Consider the following 15798-nt stretch of genomic DNA (forward strand, 5'->3'; position numbering starts at 1 on the left):
TTCGAGAGGATAAGGCAACAATGCGATGGGTATTTGTGACTATTGAGCAAATGTTATTTGCCGCGGCACGGGTATTTCCTAAAGGAAGGAATCGTTACTGTGCCGGTCACTTTTAAACCTTTAACTCCAACGCCGCTCAACAGCGCAGAGGGTTTATTCACGAGGCTGATGATGAAAAAAATACTCTTGCTCAACGGTGCCAAAAAATTTGCGCACTCGGACGGTCGTTACAACCAGACCCTGCACGACACCGCACTGGCATTTTTCGACCGCAATGGCTTTGACGTCAAAGTCACCCACATCGACGAAGGCTACGACGTGGCCGAAGAGGTGCAAAAGTTTCTGTGGGCCGACGTCATCATTTATCAAATGCCCGGCTGGTGGATGGGCGCCCCGTGGATCGTTAAAAAATACGTCGACGAAGTGTTCACCGAAGGCCATGGCAGTTTGTACGCCAGTGATGGCCGCACGCGCTCCGATGCGTCCCAGCGCTATGGCAGTGGCGGTTTGATCCACGACAAAAAATACATGCTGTCCCTGACTTGGAATGCGCCGCAGCAAGCGTTTGACGATCCGGCCGATTTCTTTGAAGGCAAGGGCGTCGATGCGGTGTATTTTCCATTCCACAAAGCCAACCAGTTTTTGGGCATGAGTGGTTTGCCGACCTTCCTGTGCGTTGACGTGATGAAGCGTCCGCAGCCTGAAGTGGATGCTGCCCGCTACGAGCAACACCTCATCGACGTGTTTCTTCGGTAACGAGAGGCTCGCAGCCGCGCGCTGCCCGGCAGCGACTACCATGACTGGCTATTCAATGAGGGACGCGTGTGAAAGCCAGATCGGATGAGTTGCAAATCTTTGTGTCGGTGATCGAGTGCGGCTCAATCTCAGCCGCCGCCGAACATGCCGGGCAGACACCGTCTGCCGTCAGTCGCACGTTGTCGCGGCTTGAAGCCAAGCTCGAGACCACGCTGATCAACCGCACCACGCGGCGCATGGACCTGACCGAGGAGGGCAAGTTTTTCTTCGAGCGTGCCAAGCAGATCCTTGAGCAAATGGACGAACTCGAAGAGCGCCTGATCGCTCACCAGCGCACGCCGTCCGGGCGCCTGCGCATCAATGCCGCGTCCCCGTTCATGCTGCATGCCATCGTGCCATACATCCCCGAGTTTCGTGAGCTGTACCCGGACATTCAGCTGGAGCTCAACAGCAACGACCTGATTATCGACTTGCTGGAGCAAAGCACCGACATTGCCATTCGCATCGGCACCCTGGCCGACTCCACGTTGCATGCCCGCTCGTTGGGGTGCAGTCCGCTGAATATCCTTGCCAGTCCGGCGTACATCGCCGCTCACGGCATGCCGAACTCGGTCGCAGAGCTGGCCAGTCACAGCCTGATCGGCTTCACCCAAAACGATGGCCTGAACCAATGGCCTCTGCGTTATGCACAGGGCGATCGCTGGCCGATCGAGCCGAACATCAGCGCGTCCAGTGGCGAGACGGTGCGGCATCTGGCGTTGCAGGGGCAGGGCATCGCGTGCCTGTCGCATTTCATGACCCATCAAGACATCGCCGCCGGCCGTTTACAGGTGGTGCTGGGTGAGTTCAACAGCGGCTATCGTCAGCCGATTCATGCCGTGTATTACCGCAACTCGCAATTGGCCCTGCGAATTCAGTGTTTTCTGGATTTTATCCAGACCAAACTCGCGAGCTACGCGGCCGCCAACTTCACGCATTAAGCCTCGGGCTTCTCTTTTGTTGTTTGAAAAGGCTTCTGAAATCAGACAAGGTTCAGCACCGTCATACAAAAATAAAAGGAAGTCCCCATGCGTGTTGTCTGGTTCACATCCCTCACCTTGGCGGCTGCGATTGCAGCCAGCTCGTCGGCGTTTGCCGTCACTCTGGAAGGCGGCGCCGTGGCCGCCCCGGATCAATATGGCGCTGAAGTGGCCGCGCAAATCCTCAAAAAAGGCGGCAACGCCGTCGATGCTGCCGTCGCCACGGCGTTCACCCTGGCCGTGACCTACCCTGAAGCCGGCAACATTGGCGGCGGCGGGTTCATGACGTTGTTCATCGATGGCAAGCCTTACTTTCTCGACTACCGCGAAACAGCGCCCAAAGCCGCCAGCCGCGACATGTACCTGGACGACAAAGGCGAGATCATCGAAAACATGAGCCTGGTGGGCTCACGTGCTGCCGGTGTGCCGGGCACGGTGATGGGCTTGTGGGAAGCGCACCAGCGTTTCGGCAAATTGCCGTGGTCAGAGTTGCTGACCCCCGCCGTGGGGTACGCGAAAAATGGCTTCAAGGTTGCGGACAAGCAATACCAATACCGCGAGGATGCGTTGAAGCTGTTCAACGGCACCACCAACTTCGGGGATTATTTCGGCAGCATGAAGCCGGGTGAAACCTTCAAGCAGCCAGAACTGGCCACCACCCTGGAACGCATTGCCGATCAGGGCGCCCAGGAGTTTTACCGCGGCAAAACCGCCGACTTGCTGGTCGCTCAAATGCAGCAGGACAAGGGCCTGATCACCAAGGAAGACTTGAACGATTACAAGGTCAACTGGCGTGAACCGATGCGCGTGGATTTTCGCGGCAACACCCTGTACACCGCGCCACTGCCCAGCTCAGGCGGGATCGCGCTGGCGCAACTGATCGGCATCAAGGAAGCGCGGGCGGCGGACTTCAAAGGCGTCGAACTGAACTCTGCGCCGTATATCCACCTGCTGGCTGAAATTGAAAAACGCGTGTTCGCTGACCGCGCCGATTACTTGGGCGACCCGGATTTCGGCAAGATGCCTGTGGCCGAACTGACCGACCCGGCGTACATCGCCAAGCGTGCGAAAGAGGTCAACCCCACAGCCATTTCAGCGACAGACAAAGTCAAACCGGGCCTGGAACCGCATCAGACCACGCACTTTTCCATTGTCGATAAAGACGGCAACGCGGTTAGCAATACCTACACCTTGAACTGGGATTACGGCAGCGGTGTTGTGGTCAAAGGCGCGGGTTTCCTGCTCAACGACGAAATGGATGACTTCAGCTCGAAACCGGGCGTGGCCAACTCGTTCGGCGTGGTGGGCGGTAACGCCAACGCGATTGAGCCGGGCAAGCGCATGCTGTCGTCGATGAGCCCGACGCTGGTGACCCGTGATGGCGACGTCACCCTGGTGCTGGGTACGCCGGGCGGATCGCGGATCTTTACCTCGATTTTCCAGGTGCTGAACAACCTGTATGACTACAACCTGCCGCTGGAGCAAGCCGTCAGCGCCCAGCGCGTGCATCACCAGTTGCTGCCCAAAGACACGATCTACTTCGATGCCTACGCGCCGATCACCGGGCAGGTGGCTGACCAACTCAAAGCCATGGGCTACACCCTGGAAGATCAGGGCTGGAACATGGGCGACATTCAGGCCATCCGCGTCAACGGCACCCAACTTGAAACAGCCTCCGACCCGCGCGGCCGTGGCGTGGGCAAAGTGGTGAAGTAACCTTCTTGCAGTCGCTGTCGGGGCAGGAGCGGCGAAGGCGTGCAAAGCGCTTTCGCCTGCTGAGCGCAGCCGCGCTCACCCCGTCAGCGGCTCCAGTTATCTGAGTGCTACGCAGTTTGTTACTATCTGTTTCTGAAACACCCTTCTGATCGTCCCGCTTTTAGGTACTCCATGAAATTCTCTCGTCTGCGTGCCGATGTTCTGGCCGGACTCACGACGTCCTTTGCCTTGCTGCCCGAGTGCATCGCTTTTGCGCTGGTGGCTCACCTCAACCCGTTAATGGGCCTGTATGGCGCGTTCATCATTTGCACCCTCACCGCGCTGTTCGGCGGCCGTCCCGGCATGGTGTCCGGCGCGGCCGGGTCGATGGCGGTGGTGATTATCGCGCTGGTGGTGCAACACGGCGTGCAGTACTTCCTCGCCACGGTGCTGCTGGGCGGCCTGATCATGATGGCGTTCGGGCTGCTCCGGCTCGGCAAACTGGTGCGCATGGTCCCGCACCCGGTGATGCTAGGGTTCGTCAACGGGCTGGCGATCATCATTGCCATGGCCCAGCTGGAGCATTTCAAGCAGGACGGGCAGTGGCTCGCGGGCACGCCGTTGTATGTGATGGCCGGGCTGGTGGCGCTGACGATGTTGGTGGTCTACGGCCTGCCGCGCCTGACCAAAGTGGCGCCGCCCGCGCTGGTGGCGATTTTGGGGGTGGGGCTGGCGGTGTACCTGTTGGGCCTGCCGACCCGCACGCTGGGCGACATGGCCCACATCGCAGGTGGCTTGCCGAGCTTCAGCCTGCCGCAGATCCCGTGGACCTTCGACACCCTGCGCATCATCGCGCCCTATGCGTTTTTGATGGCCATGGTCGGACTGCTGGAAACGTTGCTCACCCTTAACCTGACGGACGAAATCACCGAAAGCCGTGGTTACCCGGACCGCGAATGCGTGGCGTTGGGCGCTGCGAACATGGTGTCCGGCGCGTTTGGCGGCATGGGCGGGTGCGCGATGATCGGCCAGACCGTGGTCAACCTCAGCTCCGGCGGTCGCGGGCGACTGTCAGGCGTGGTCGCGGGGGTGATGATTGTGTTGTTCGTGCTATTTCTGTCGCCGTTGATCGAGCGTATTCCCCTGGCGGCGCTGGTGGGGGTGATGTTTGTGGTCGCGCAGCAAACCTTCGCCTGGGCCTCGTTGCGGGTGTTGAACAAAGTGCCGCTCAACGACGTACTGGTGATCGTTGCCGTGACGGTGATTACGGTGTTCACCGACCTGGCCTTTGCGGTGCTGTGCGGCATCATCATCGCCGCGCTGAACTTTGCCTGGCAGCAAGCGCGTCAGTTGTACGCCGACAGCTCGCTGGAGCGTGATGGCAGCAAGCTGTACCGCGTACATGGGACGCTGTTTTTTGCGTCGACGACCACGTTTTTAAATCAGTTCGACCCGGCCAACGACCCGGCCCAGGTGACGCTCGATTGTCGTCACCTGAGCTTTGTCGATTATTCGGCCATTGCCGCACTGATGACATTGCGCGAGCGCTATGCCAAGGCGGGGAAACACCTGCGGGTGCTGAACGTGTCCGAGCGCTGCAAAAAGCTGCTTAAACGAGCACGCGTGCAGGCGGTGTAATCAGTCGTCGTGAACCACGCGGCGAATGGTGCCCCCGCAGTTTTGATAGCAGGCGTTGTAGTCTTCGCCGCAGGTGTCGCCAAAGCCGCCGTAGTGGTAACTCGCGGTGGGATAGCTGCACAATTTGCGCTGTTTTTTATCGCCGTTCTGACGGCAATAGTTGTACGCCGTCAACTGCGCATCGTAGAGCGCTCGCTGGGTTTGCGACTGCATCTGGGCCATCGTTTTGCACTGGCTTTTTTGGCTGGAGCAGGCGTTGATGCAGTATTTGCCGGCCACGTCCGGTGGCGGCGAATACACATAAGAAACATTCGGGCCGCAACCCTGCAAGGTCAGCAATACACACCACGCACCGATCCAGCCACACACTTTTAAACGCATTCTCGACCTACTCAAGCCTGAGCGCGCTGAAGCAGCGTCGATTCAGGGAAATAAACGGGTCAAGACTGTATCGATTCAGCGGCCGTGGCTGCCTTCACTCACGGCCGCTTTTTTTTAGATTTCTCGCCGCGCTGGCATTCAGTTGATCCGTTAATCCATGACCCCCGCGACGCGGCTGGCAATGAAACGGGAACAGACCCTAGGGGTGGCAATCCGCAGCCAGGACCTGAGCCTGGGTCAAACCCTCGGCCGAACGCCAGGGAGCGAGGTTCCATTCGCCGGCGCTGCGGTACTTGGAGGCCAGGCACTGGAGCTGTTCTGCTATCGACTGACCTGGCGCCAAGGCGTTGAGCTCGGCATCCGCGCCGTGCAGCGCCAGCAACTCTTTGCTCGCGGCCTGGCTGTTAAACAGCGCAACCGCTTGACTGCATGCGCTGGGTGTTACCACCAACCACCATTTGCCCTCTTTCAACACCCAGCGCGATGAGTCGAAGTAGGTGGGGCATACCCGTTGATCGGCCTGATTGAACGTGAAGACCGCGTGCTCTTTCATGGTGGCCGGGTAGGTGATTTTGATGATGGGGGTGTAGGCGCGCTTGTTCTCGACGACCCAATCCAGTTGATCCTGTTGAGCGGCCGCCAGCCCGCTGCCCAGATACGGATCGTCTACGTAAAAGAACGCCATGATCGGCAGCGAATCCGGGTTTTCTGCCCAGGTCGATAAGCGCAGTTTGTTGGGTGTTTCAAAGGTGTCGTATTCAAGTTGGTCTGAGTTTTTAAGCAGCAGTGATCGGGCCTTCAGGCTGGCATAAAAGTGTTGCGCCCCCTTTTCTTCAAAGCGACCGCTGACCTCCCGGAAGCCGCATTGCTTTCTGAGGTTGCCATCGGTTTTCAAATGGTCGTCGACCCAGTCTTCAGCCGTATGAATGTTCAGTGCTTCACAGGACGTTTCGACGGCCGACGTATCGAATTGATCCCCGCACCCTTTATCGTCCCGTTTGTGCGTCCACGTCGTGAGAGGGAACGCGCACAGCACCTGGGGCGCTTTTTTTATGGGCGGGTGGGCATGGCCATAGGGGTAAAACACAAAGCCATTGAGCGTATTGGCGTCGGGGTTATTGAACCGGGTGTCGGCGCGCAAGTAGATGAAAGAGGTGCCCCCGCTTGAGACCGCAGCGCGCCCCGGATTCCAGGCGTAATGCCCCGGGCGGGCGCGTGTGTTTTTTATCATCAGGCCCGAACAGTAATAGGCCGGGCGTTGCCCGTCAGCACAAGACTCAACAGTGGACTGGTAGTACCGGGTCATCTCGGCGGCAATGTCATCGCCCGGCTCAGCCAAGGCGTTAAACGTCAGGCCGGCCAGGGCAGTTAAATAAATCAGGCGGGAGAATGTCCGAGGGGCCCTTTTTGTTTTAATTGGCCGTGTTATCGGGGGGCGGCCGTCCGAGATGATCATTGTCGTCATGCAATGCTCTAACGGTTGAGTGGGGTGCTCCTTTATTAAGTGATTTCACGCGGTTTTTATACTGTCATAAATGACAGGTAGCCCCAGCCCCACGGGCCGCTGCGGGCCTGACGCGGGAGTGAGCTTCAGCCAGTCTGAAAACAAAAAGCCCTTCATTGAGAAGGGCTTGAGATCAACGTCGTGGCGACTGCATCAGATTCTGAAGTGGCTCACCATCATTTGCAGCTGATTGCCCAGGCGCGCCAATTCGATGCTGGACTTGGCCGTTTCATCGCTCGCGGCGGCGGTTTGTTCCGACACGTCACGCACGTTGATGATGCTGCGGCTGATTTCTTCTGCCACGGCGCTCTGTTGTTCCGCCGCTGCCGCGATTTGCTGGTTCATCGACTGGATGTTGGACACGGTCCGCGTGATGCCTTGCAGCGAAGTCCCCGCCTGACGCGTCAGGGTCACGCTGCTGTCGGTCAGGCTGCGGCTGCTGTTCATCACGCTGGCCACGTGTTGGGTGCCACTTTGCAGGGCCGCGACCAACGTCTGGATTTCTTCGGTGGACTTTTGCGTACGCTGGGCCAGCCCACGCACTTCATCCGCGACGACGGCAAACCCGCGACCGGCTTCACCGGCACGTGCGGCTTCAATGGCGGCGTTGAGGGCCAGCAGGTTGGTTTGCTCGGCCACCGCTTTAATCACGTCCATCACGCTGCCGATCTTGTCGCTTTCCTGTTGCAGCACGGCCATGGCTTCGGTCGAACGACCCACTTCCACCGCCAGACGCTCGATCTGGTCGATGGCCTGATTAACCACCTGGTCGCCTTCGCGGGCTTCAGCGTCGGCTGCCGCGGCGGCTTGCGAGGCGTCTTCAGCATTGCGTGCAACTTCCTGCACGGTGGCGGTCATTTCATGCATGGCGGTGGCCACTTGATCGGTCTCGATCTTTTGGCTGTTGACCCCGGCGCTGGTCTGCTCGGTCACGGCCGACAACTCTTCGGCGGCGCTGGCAATTTGCGTCACGCCATCGCGGATGCCGCCAATCAGCTCGCGCAGGGTGGTGCCCATGCGCGCAATCCCTTGTTGCAACACGCCCAGGTCATCGCGGCGGGTGACGCGCAGGTTGTGGCTCAGATCGCCCCCGGCAATACGCTCCACGACTTCCAGGGTTTCACGCAGCGGGCGGGTGATCTGGCGGGTGATGATGACGGCGGCCAGTATCCCGAACAACAGCACCAGCAGCGTGCTGACCAATTGAATGGTGTTGGCGTTGGCGCTTTCGTTGTCGCGGCGCTCCAGCTGGATGGTGTACAACGCATCGCTGCGGTTGAGGATGCCCGACCCGTAGTCGGTCATTTCCTTGCGCATGTCAGTGATGGTTTTGTCGGTGTCGGCGTAGACCTGCAAGGCGTGCTGATAGTGCGACAACGCGTCATCCAGGGTGCGAAGGGTCTCAGGAGCGCTGGCGACGAAATAGGTGTTGAGCGCGGTCAGGCTGGCAATCGCCTCGTTGAGTTGCTGGCGTGCGGCCTGTTCGTTAGCGGTGGTCTGGGCGGCGATGTAGGCGCGGACTTGGTAGCGGGCGACGAGGAATTTTTCGCGAACGGTAGTCAGCGTTTCCAATTGCTCAAAGCGGTCCTGTTCACTGGCACTGCTCTGCATGACGCGGCTTTTCAACAGGTCCATCGCGTCGCGCGCGACTTTCGAGTACTGGTCCATTTCATCGCGAGACACCGCCGATTCCACATACGCTTTGCGCATGGTGACCAGGGCCGATTGGTACTGTTTGATGATCTCGTGCTGTTCGTTAAGCAGCTTGAGGTTTTCCGGGCTCTTGAACGATGCAATCAGCTGTTTTTGCTGCACCACAAAGGCGTCCAGATTGGTCTGTACGTTTTGCGCCGCGGTTTCGTCGCCATCGGTGAGCATGTACTGCAAGCGCGCCACGCGCAGGTTGGTCAATGAACTGTTGAGGCGGGTGATGTCGCTCATCCAGTTACTGCGGTCGATCAGCTTGTCCAGGCTGAGCCAGTCGCTGATGGCCATTAATAACGTAAGGGTCAACACCAGGCCAAAGCCCAGTGCGAGTTTCATGTTGACGCTGATATTGCTCAGCCAGCTGTTCATGCGTTCCTCCAGGAACCGTTCGCTTCTTGATCGAGATTTCGCTGGAGAGTCTTTTTGTTCTGGCCCAGCAGAAGGTGTATTGGGCTGTATCGGCGGCAGGGCGCAGAGCTGAAACGCTTTTTTAAACGCCTCGATAAACGGTCAGAAGCCCTTTAAACAGTGGGGGAAAGGCTGCGCGCTCACGTTTTTTTTCACATCGGTTTCACCGATCCCCGACGTGCCTGTTTTTAGACTTCTGTTCAGTCGGCTGATGGCCTGTGCGTGCAAGGATCTGCCTTGTATCGAGGGCTTATCGGCCTGTTTCAGTTAATGAGTCCCACAGGGGTAGTGCTATTTTGACGCCAAGTCTCGGCCTTACCGACGTTAAAGGTTTCCCGCTGCGGCGTGTGTTCGCCCGTTACCGCAATGCCTGGGTGGTGCTGGCCGCCAGCGTGCTGACCATCGTGCTCACCGTGCAGTTGCTGGCGCCAGCGGCGGTGCCCAATCTGGCCCAGACGCGCCACCTTGACCGTGTGCAGGCGCTGACCCTGAGCTGGGCCCAGGGCGACGTGATTGCGCTGGTGCGTCATGTTGAGCGCTGCGACCGCTCCATTGCGCCGTGCCTGGGACCTGTCGATGGGGTAACCGTGCGCGCCACCGACACCGCCCGCCAACTGGGTGCCGACTTTCAGAAAATGGGTCTGCAAAACGTGGACATCTACAGCAGCCCGCTGACCCGAACCCGGCAGACGGCCGGTTTTATGTTCGAGCGGCCGGTGCAGGCTCAGGATTGGTTATTCAACTGCCGTAGCACCTTGTTGAGTGATGCCCTTAAGCACAAGGTGGCGGGGCGCAATCTGGTGCTGGTCACCCACAGCGAATGCATGGACCAATTGGAGCAGTCGCTGCACGTGGCCACTGACACCACCTTTGGTTACGGCGCGTCGCTGTTTATTGAGGTTGGCGCTGCAAACGCGCCGCCCAAGATGCTGGGCTACATCGAAACCGGCGACTGGGAGCGCATCCTGCCGAGGGTCGTGGCCGGGCTGCACCGCAGCCTTGAAACCTCCAGTTTCTAAGCGCTTCACGGCTCGCTCAATACACCCGGCGACCGGGGCGCACCGGACGAAACTCCTGGCGCGTCGTTACGCACCGGGCTGATGAGTTGGGTGTATTCCTCAATCATGCGGTGAATCGACTCGGGAGGATCGCACGCGCGAAATTCCATGCTGATGTGCATCTCATCGGTTTTGCGGGGGTGATGGTCGTTTTTGTCACCGCCAAAGGTGACGAAAAACTGCGCACAGTCCAGCTCACCGTTCTCCAGTGCGTGGCTGGCCTTTTGCTGCTCGGTGGCGTGCATGCGCACCGACAGATCCACCTTCATCGCTTCCAGCGCCAAACCGCGCGGTGCCACGAGCGTCACCAGCGGTACGCGCAGGGTGTGCTGTTCATCCAGCGCTACGTCGACCATTTTGGCTTTCATCGGGGTTCCCAGGTCGTCAATGTCGTAGTCGAAAAACTGGTCGAACAGTTTGATGTATTGCTGCGCCACCAGGTGTTGGGTGGCCGCAGCGGCTTGCTGCAAACCCCGGGTAATGCTGCTCAGGTCGCAGGCGGCCATGGGTTGCTTGCGTGGGTCGGGCAACGCCAGCGGCTCTTTGTGGCGATTGAAAAGCGCCATGTTTCACACTCCTTGGTGTGGGGGTAAGCGACCCCGTCGCCAGGGACGGGGCCACGTCCAGAGGGTTATGCCTGGGTGTGTGCAGCCGGTGCGCCCGGCGCGGGCAAGACCCCGGCGGTCGGCAGGGCATCCAGATGCTGCGCGGTCGCGTTTGGCATCACGATGGGCTTGGTGGCGGCCTCGGTGAGGAAGTCGATCACCCGCATCAGCGCTTCGGGCGGGCCCTGACGCACCACCCGGGTGCTGATGGCATACCGCGCACGGGTATCGGTCTTGCGGGTTTGCGACGACGTGTGACTGGCCGACCCCTTGATCGACACATTGAACGGCCCCCAGCCCATCGACGCGGCAAAGCTGCCTTCGCCGCTGGTTTGCTGGGTGCTTTCGGCTTGCTGACTGATGGTCAGCTCGAAATCGATGTTGCCTTCTTCAATGGTGATGTTCGGGTGACTGATCGCCGCCAGCAGCGGGATGCGCATGTGCTTGGTGACGGTTCCCTTGTAGACGCCCTGGTCGTCCACCAGCGTTTCGTCGTAGTCAAACTGCACCGAAACCGCTTTGCCTTCCTGAATGCACACGCCCATGAGGAAGTCGGCGTACGACTTGCTGGCCTGCACCTGCGCCTGAATCATGGCCTGCAACGGGCCCGCAATCATGCGGTCCAGCGGCAGTGCGTTAATCACTGAGCCAATCAGGCCTGAATCGATGTGTGACATGGTCAATCTCCGTATTGAGGTGCGCGAGGGTGCGCAATGTCACTGTAGGGGCTCGCCCAGGAGCCGTTCAGCGGGAACCGATTACCGTGGAATCGGGGTTTCGAGGCGGCGGATATTGCCGATCTGGCGCAGGCTCAGGCCGTACTTGTCCGCCAGCCTACTGCGCGACAACCCTTGGCAGGTTTCCTGCTGGATATGCTGATTGCGGATCTGGCGACAAAAGTGATCGGCCTTGGGGATTTCCAGCGCCAGCCCGGCAAACCGCTTGATCAGTGCGCCCAGTGCATCGGGCGGCAAGATCTGCGACAGCGAGGTGCGTTCGGCGTGTTTGGGGATGTACTTGGGCCTGCCGCCAAACTCGCAGGTCAGTCGGTAGGCATGCTCCAGCCCCACGCAGTCAATGAGCGCTTGCAGCGAGTGGGGCAGTTGGCGAATGTTGACCAGGTTGAGGTCGTTGACGTCCATTGTTCGGTCCTTGGAATCTTAAGTGTCCATTTGGATACTAAGGACGCGTGCCACCCCCTTATAAGTAGGAAATGCACCCCTTGCAGATAGGAATTATTACCAAGTGATATCAGGTTTCACCTGAGCGCTGCACGGCGATTTTCCCTATTGCACAGAGGAAGCGGCATGCCCGACCTGGGTGGCCGGGCGTCAGGTACAGGGCTTATTTGCCGTTGAGTATGCGATCCCAGTTCTGCTCGTCAGGCAACGGCTGTTCGCTCAATTCCCGGGCGACGTGGTTTTCGATATCGACTGCGCTGAGCGTCTTCTCATCCAGCCATGGCCAAGGGGCATCGGCGTCACGCAAGTCGAGCTGGTTATTCAGTTGCTGGCAGGCGAGGGCCAGCAGATGCAGCAAATTCAATTGGCTGGCGAGGTAAGGTTTTTGCTCAATTGGGGTGCGGCTCAGAAAGGCGGTGACTTCGCTGGCTTCATTGCTCGACAGGTCGTTGCTGAGCACGCTCCACTCAATGACGCCGTGATCGGACGTGTTGCGGTTGGCCTGGGCAGGGTCGGCATACACCTCGACGGTGAGCGTCACTGTTTTCTGCTTTTCAAGCTGCTTGATCAAGTAGTCGGCAATGGGGGATTTGCGCAAAAACGCCGTGGCGGTGTTAAAGGCCCACTGGGCGTCGTAGTCGCTGAGGGTTTTGCTGGTAACGGAAAGGGTCATGGCAGGCTCCTTGACGGGTTGAAAACAGCGTCAGTGGAGCGTAGTCAATTCGCCGCGAAGGGCCATGCCAAGTCAGGTTCTATTGCGCTGGATCATCTTCGCGGCCTACGAAGCGCAGGCCGCACAGCGGTACAGGCATGAGGGGTTGTCATCGTGGTGCGAGGCTGTGCCATGGGACGCAGCCTCGCGCTGCTCGTCAGCGATTACAACGCGTCAGCGTGATGGCTTAGAACCAAGGCTTGCGGCCAACCACGTAGGTCTGTTCAAAGTCTTCGTCGGTCTTGGTCAGGTAGATGATGAATTCGATGAAGGCGATCAGGCCGATGATCATCGAAGGCACGCCCAGCAAGATGAAGCCGAACAGGAACACCAACAGCATGATGATGCCTTGGGCGTTGTAGCCCAGGTAAAACTTGTGCGCGCCAAATGCACCCAGGAAAAACGCCAGCAGGGCCGCCGGGATTTTTTTCGAGTTACCGGAGGCTGTCGGGCCGTCCAGGAAGATGGCTTCGGCGTTGCTGGCATTGGCGGAAAAATCCACACGGCTGCCTGCCTTTGGCAGTACTGCGCTTTTCCATTGATCGACGCTGAACGCGTAACGGTTGCCGTCATCCGCCGAGATGGTGCCGGTGCGACTTGCCGAGTTGAACTCAAGAACCTTGCCTTTCATGTACTGCTCCTTGTGTTCCCCTCATTAAACGAGGGGTAGATAGATGAGTTGCTGCTAAGTCTGTTCCGGGCAAACGGCGCTCTTAAACGCGGACAGGTTTAAGGCCAATTGGCGACCGCACACGCGTCGGTCAGAGCCAATTAATGCCGAATGTTTCAAAAAGGGCGGCAATTGGAGCATGTGCAGTAGTGGCATTTCAATAGTACTGTTCATAAGCGTTCACATTGAGGTGAGCTGGCGTAGAATTCCGCGCTTAGTGTGTCTCTCCTCCATGTGTACCAAGGGATGTCCATGATCTGGTTTCTTGAAGGGCAATCCAGCCAGCGCGACGTGATTGCGGGCGCCCGTGCGGCATTGCCTGAACGTATACAAATTGTGGCCTCGCATCGCCAGAGCCGCCCCGAAATCACCGGGCTGGCGGATTTGGCCCTACGCGAACCGCAGGACAATGAAGCGCGCATCGCCTGGGTCATCGACACCGCACGCGCCCATGGCGTCAAGGTCGTGCTGGCGGGTCGGGTCGGGCACGTTTATGAAGCGCATCGGGCTGATTTTGAGCGGGCCGGGCTGGTGCTGGTCACGGGCGCACTGAGCCTCGACACCTTTGAGCGGGTTGACGACAAGTCGGTGTTCACCCGCGAGGCATCGGCGGCCGGACTGGCCTGTATCCCTGCAATCACCGTACACACCCAAGCCGAACTGGAAAGCGCCTACGCCCAGTTGTCCCGTGATGGGCAGGTGTGTGTGAAACCCACGCGCGGTATTTATGGCCAAGGGTTCTGGCGTGTGTCGGAAGACGTCGACCCGTTTCGCAGCTTCGCCAACGCTGATTCCCACGAGGTGAATCTGAATGTCTTCGCGCAGGCGTATGGCCAGTCCGAGCAGCCCAAGCCACTGCTGGTGATGCCCTATATGCCGGGCAGTGAGTGCTCGGTGGACATGGTGTGCGAAGCGGGCAAGGCCGTGGCGTTCGTCGGGCGGCGCAAACAGGGCTTGATGCAAACGTTCGAGCGCGACAGCGATGCCGTGGAACTGGCCCTCCGGGCGGCTGAGCATTTTGGCTGCGATGGCATTGTCAATGTGCAAACCCGTGATGACGCCAGCGGCCAGCCGCATTTGCTGGAGATTAATCTGCGTTATTCAGGTGGTATCGGTTACACACGAGAAACCGGCGTCAACCTGCCGGGAATTTTCGCCACCCGACGTCTGAATCTGCCGCAACCATTGGGCGCATGGCGTGACGATGTGCAGGTCAAGGCCATTACGGTGGCCGTTTCGGTTCGTGGGGAAGAGCTGTTAAGGTGAGCGCCTCTCATTAAGCGTACTGGCACAGGGGAATCAAGGAAGATGAAATTGATGCCGGGAGGCAACGCGCCTCTGCAGTCGGTGCGTTGTGAATTTAACCTGGTTTGCGCGCGGGCCGGGGCGCTGGGCGATTACGCCGGGCTGGCCTTGCTGGCGCTGGATAACCAGCGTCAACTGGTGACTGAACCTGCGCTGCTGCATCAGCCCCAGCCCTGGGTGCAATGGCACGACACCTGTGGCCTGGCCAAGTTTGCCCTGGCGCTGGATCAACTGCCCGCCACCTGCGAACGCGTGCTGCTGGTGTTGTATGTGTACGGCGCGCTGGGGCCGCTGCGTGAGCTGGGTTCATTTGAGCTAAACGTTGAAGACCAGATCGAGCATGGTCTGTCGCTGGCTGACTACGGCGACAGTGCGATGGTGATTGCCGAGGTGTACCGTCGCCAGGACCAATGGAAGCTTCGCGCATTGGTTGAAGCATCGGCTTACGGTTTGAGTGCATTTGTCCGACACCTGGGCAGCAGTCTGGATGATCGTCACCCGCAACGGGTCAGGACCGATGCCCCTGACACTGACGCGCGACAAAGTGCGACTGGCACCGGGTTTGCGGTCAGTGCGCAGCATATTCTGACGTGCGCCCACGTGATTGAAGGTTTGAACCATTTGTCCATCGCCTCGTTCGAGGGCCGCTTTCAGGCAGAAGCCGTGGTGGTGGATCGCACGAATGATCTGGCGCTGCTGCGGGTCAGTGGTGCGCCGCCTTTGAGCCCGGTGACGTTTCGTGACGGCATTGGCTGCGAGCTGGGCGAAAGCGTCGTCACGTTGGGCTTTCCGTTGGCCGGGCTGGCGGGTGGCGGGGTGCAAGTCTCCCAAGGTGTGGTATCGGGGCTGTTCGGTCTGCGCGATGATGCCAGCCTGATGCAGTTCACTGCACCGATACAGCCGGGCTCCAGTGGCAGCCCGGTGTTTGACCCGTACGGTCTGGTGGGCGGGTTGGTCACGTCCAGCATGGCAGATGCGCAGAACATGAATTTTGCCGTGAAGGCGGCGCTGGTGCTGGCGTTTCTTGAGGCCGCCCGCGTGCCCGCTCAGCGCGGGCGCAGTGAACGCGCATTGAGCACGCCCGAGCTGGTTCGGGCGGCGCAGTCGGGTTTATGGCGGATAGACGCCAGCCATCTCCAGTAACGATTTCGTGCTTGTC

The 15798-nt window shown here is 59.3% G+C and carries 15 protein-coding genes and 1 pseudogene; 7 read left to right on the forward strand and 9 right to left on the reverse strand.

The features are described from left to right. Window positions 1-171: 171 nt before the first annotated feature. From BKD70_RS01480 to BKD70_RS01495, 4 genes are all read left to right on the forward strand, one after another. Window positions 172-756, forward strand: a complete 585-nt coding sequence (locus tag BKD70_RS01480) for an NAD(P)H-dependent oxidoreductase (protein ID WP_047277642.1) — start codon at window positions 172-174, stop codon at window positions 754-756. A 68-nt stretch (window positions 757-824) separates the two neighbouring features. Next, complete coding sequence (locus tag BKD70_RS01485) at window positions 825-1736, forward strand: LysR family transcriptional regulator (RefSeq protein WP_047277640.1); 912 nt, start codon at window positions 825-827, stop codon at window positions 1734-1736. Between the two features lie 87 nt (window positions 1737-1823). Further along, the gene (ggt, locus tag BKD70_RS01490; protein WP_047277638.1) at window positions 1824-3491 is read left to right on the forward strand and encodes a gamma-glutamyltransferase; all 1668 of its coding nucleotides are present in this window, start codon (window positions 1824-1826) and stop codon (window positions 3489-3491) included. Window positions 3492-3662: 171 nt separating this feature from the next. After that, window positions 3663-5108: a SulP family inorganic anion transporter gene (locus BKD70_RS01495; RefSeq protein WP_047277636.1), complete on the forward strand. Its 1446-nt coding sequence runs from the start codon at window positions 3663-3665 to the stop codon at window positions 5106-5108. Here the strand turns inward: BKD70_RS01495 and BKD70_RS01500 are convergent, their stop codons facing one another. From BKD70_RS01500 to BKD70_RS25595, 4 genes and pseudogenes are all read right to left on the reverse strand, one after another. Further along, window positions 5109-5489, reverse strand: a complete 381-nt coding sequence (locus BKD70_RS01500; RefSeq protein WP_047277634.1) for a hypothetical protein — start codon at window positions 5487-5489, stop codon at window positions 5109-5111. It lies immediately after the preceding gene. A gap of 199 nt (window positions 5490-5688) precedes the next feature. Continuing rightward, window positions 5689-6828, reverse strand: a complete 1140-nt coding sequence (locus tag BKD70_RS01505) for a DUF2599 domain-containing protein (protein WP_169859576.1) — start codon at window positions 6826-6828, stop codon at window positions 5689-5691. A 318-nt stretch (window positions 6829-7146) separates the two neighbouring features. After that, window positions 7147-8010, reverse strand: a complete 864-nt coding sequence (locus BKD70_RS25590) for a methyl-accepting chemotaxis protein (protein WP_371264303.1) — start codon at window positions 8008-8010, stop codon at window positions 7147-7149. Next, a pseudogene (locus BKD70_RS25595) lies at window positions 8002-9069 on the reverse strand (methyl-accepting chemotaxis protein); the annotation flags it as partial. The gene BKD70_RS25590 and the pseudogene BKD70_RS25595, both read right to left, overlap by 9 nt. A gap of 335 nt (window positions 9070-9404) precedes the next feature. On the opposite strand from BKD70_RS25595, the gene BKD70_RS01515 reads away from it, so the two are divergent. Next, entirely contained in the window at window positions 9405-10127 is a 723-nt protein-coding gene (locus tag BKD70_RS01515; RefSeq protein WP_047277627.1) for a histidine phosphatase family protein, read from the forward strand. A gap of 5 nt (window positions 10128-10132) precedes the next feature. Here the strand turns inward: BKD70_RS01515 and BKD70_RS01520 are convergent, their stop codons facing one another. The 5 genes from BKD70_RS01520 to BKD70_RS01540 all read right to left on the reverse strand — a co-directional run bounded on the left by BKD70_RS01520 (window position 10133) and on the right by BKD70_RS01540 (window position 13295). Further along, window positions 10133-10732 carry a DUF2589 domain-containing protein gene (locus BKD70_RS01520; RefSeq protein ID WP_047277625.1) on the reverse strand — a complete coding sequence of 200 codons (600 nt, stop codon included), beginning with the start codon at window positions 10730-10732 and terminating at the stop codon, window positions 10133-10135. Window positions 10733-10797: 65 nt separating this feature from the next. Next, a complete protein-coding gene (locus BKD70_RS01525; RefSeq protein WP_047277624.1) occupies window positions 10798-11448 on the reverse strand; it encodes a DUF2589 domain-containing protein in 651 nt (216 codons plus the stop codon). 81 nt (window positions 11449-11529) lie between these two features. After that, window positions 11530-11913: a transcriptional regulator gene (locus BKD70_RS01530; RefSeq protein ID WP_047277622.1), complete on the reverse strand. Its 384-nt coding sequence runs from the start codon at window positions 11911-11913 to the stop codon at window positions 11530-11532. 202 nt (window positions 11914-12115) lie between these two features. Further along, on the reverse strand, window positions 12116-12625 hold the full coding sequence (locus BKD70_RS01535; RefSeq protein ID WP_047277620.1) for a hypothetical protein: 510 nt from the start codon (window positions 12623-12625) through the stop codon (window positions 12116-12118). 226 nt (window positions 12626-12851) lie between these two features. Beyond that, window positions 12852-13295 carry a TM2 domain-containing protein gene (locus BKD70_RS01540; RefSeq protein ID WP_047277617.1) on the reverse strand — a complete coding sequence of 148 codons (444 nt, stop codon included), beginning with the start codon at window positions 13293-13295 and terminating at the stop codon, window positions 12852-12854. A gap of 291 nt (window positions 13296-13586) precedes the next feature. Here BKD70_RS01540 and BKD70_RS01545 point away from each other — a divergent pair, with 291 nt between their 5' ends. After that, the gene (locus BKD70_RS01545; RefSeq protein WP_047277615.1) at window positions 13587-14600 is read left to right on the forward strand and encodes an ATP-grasp domain-containing protein; all 1014 of its coding nucleotides are present in this window, start codon (window positions 13587-13589) and stop codon (window positions 14598-14600) included. Window positions 14601-14642: 42 nt separating this feature from the next. Next, on the forward strand, window positions 14643-15782 hold the full coding sequence (locus tag BKD70_RS01550) for a trypsin-like peptidase domain-containing protein (protein WP_047277614.1): 1140 nt from the start codon (window positions 14643-14645) through the stop codon (window positions 15780-15782). Window positions 15783-15798: the final 16 nt, after the last annotated feature.

The sequence above is a fragment of the Pseudomonas sp. BS-2016 genome (assembly GCF_001806145.1).
In the GTDB taxonomy this organism is placed as follows: domain Bacteria; phylum Pseudomonadota; class Gammaproteobacteria; order Pseudomonadales; family Pseudomonadaceae; genus Aquipseudomonas; species Aquipseudomonas lundensis.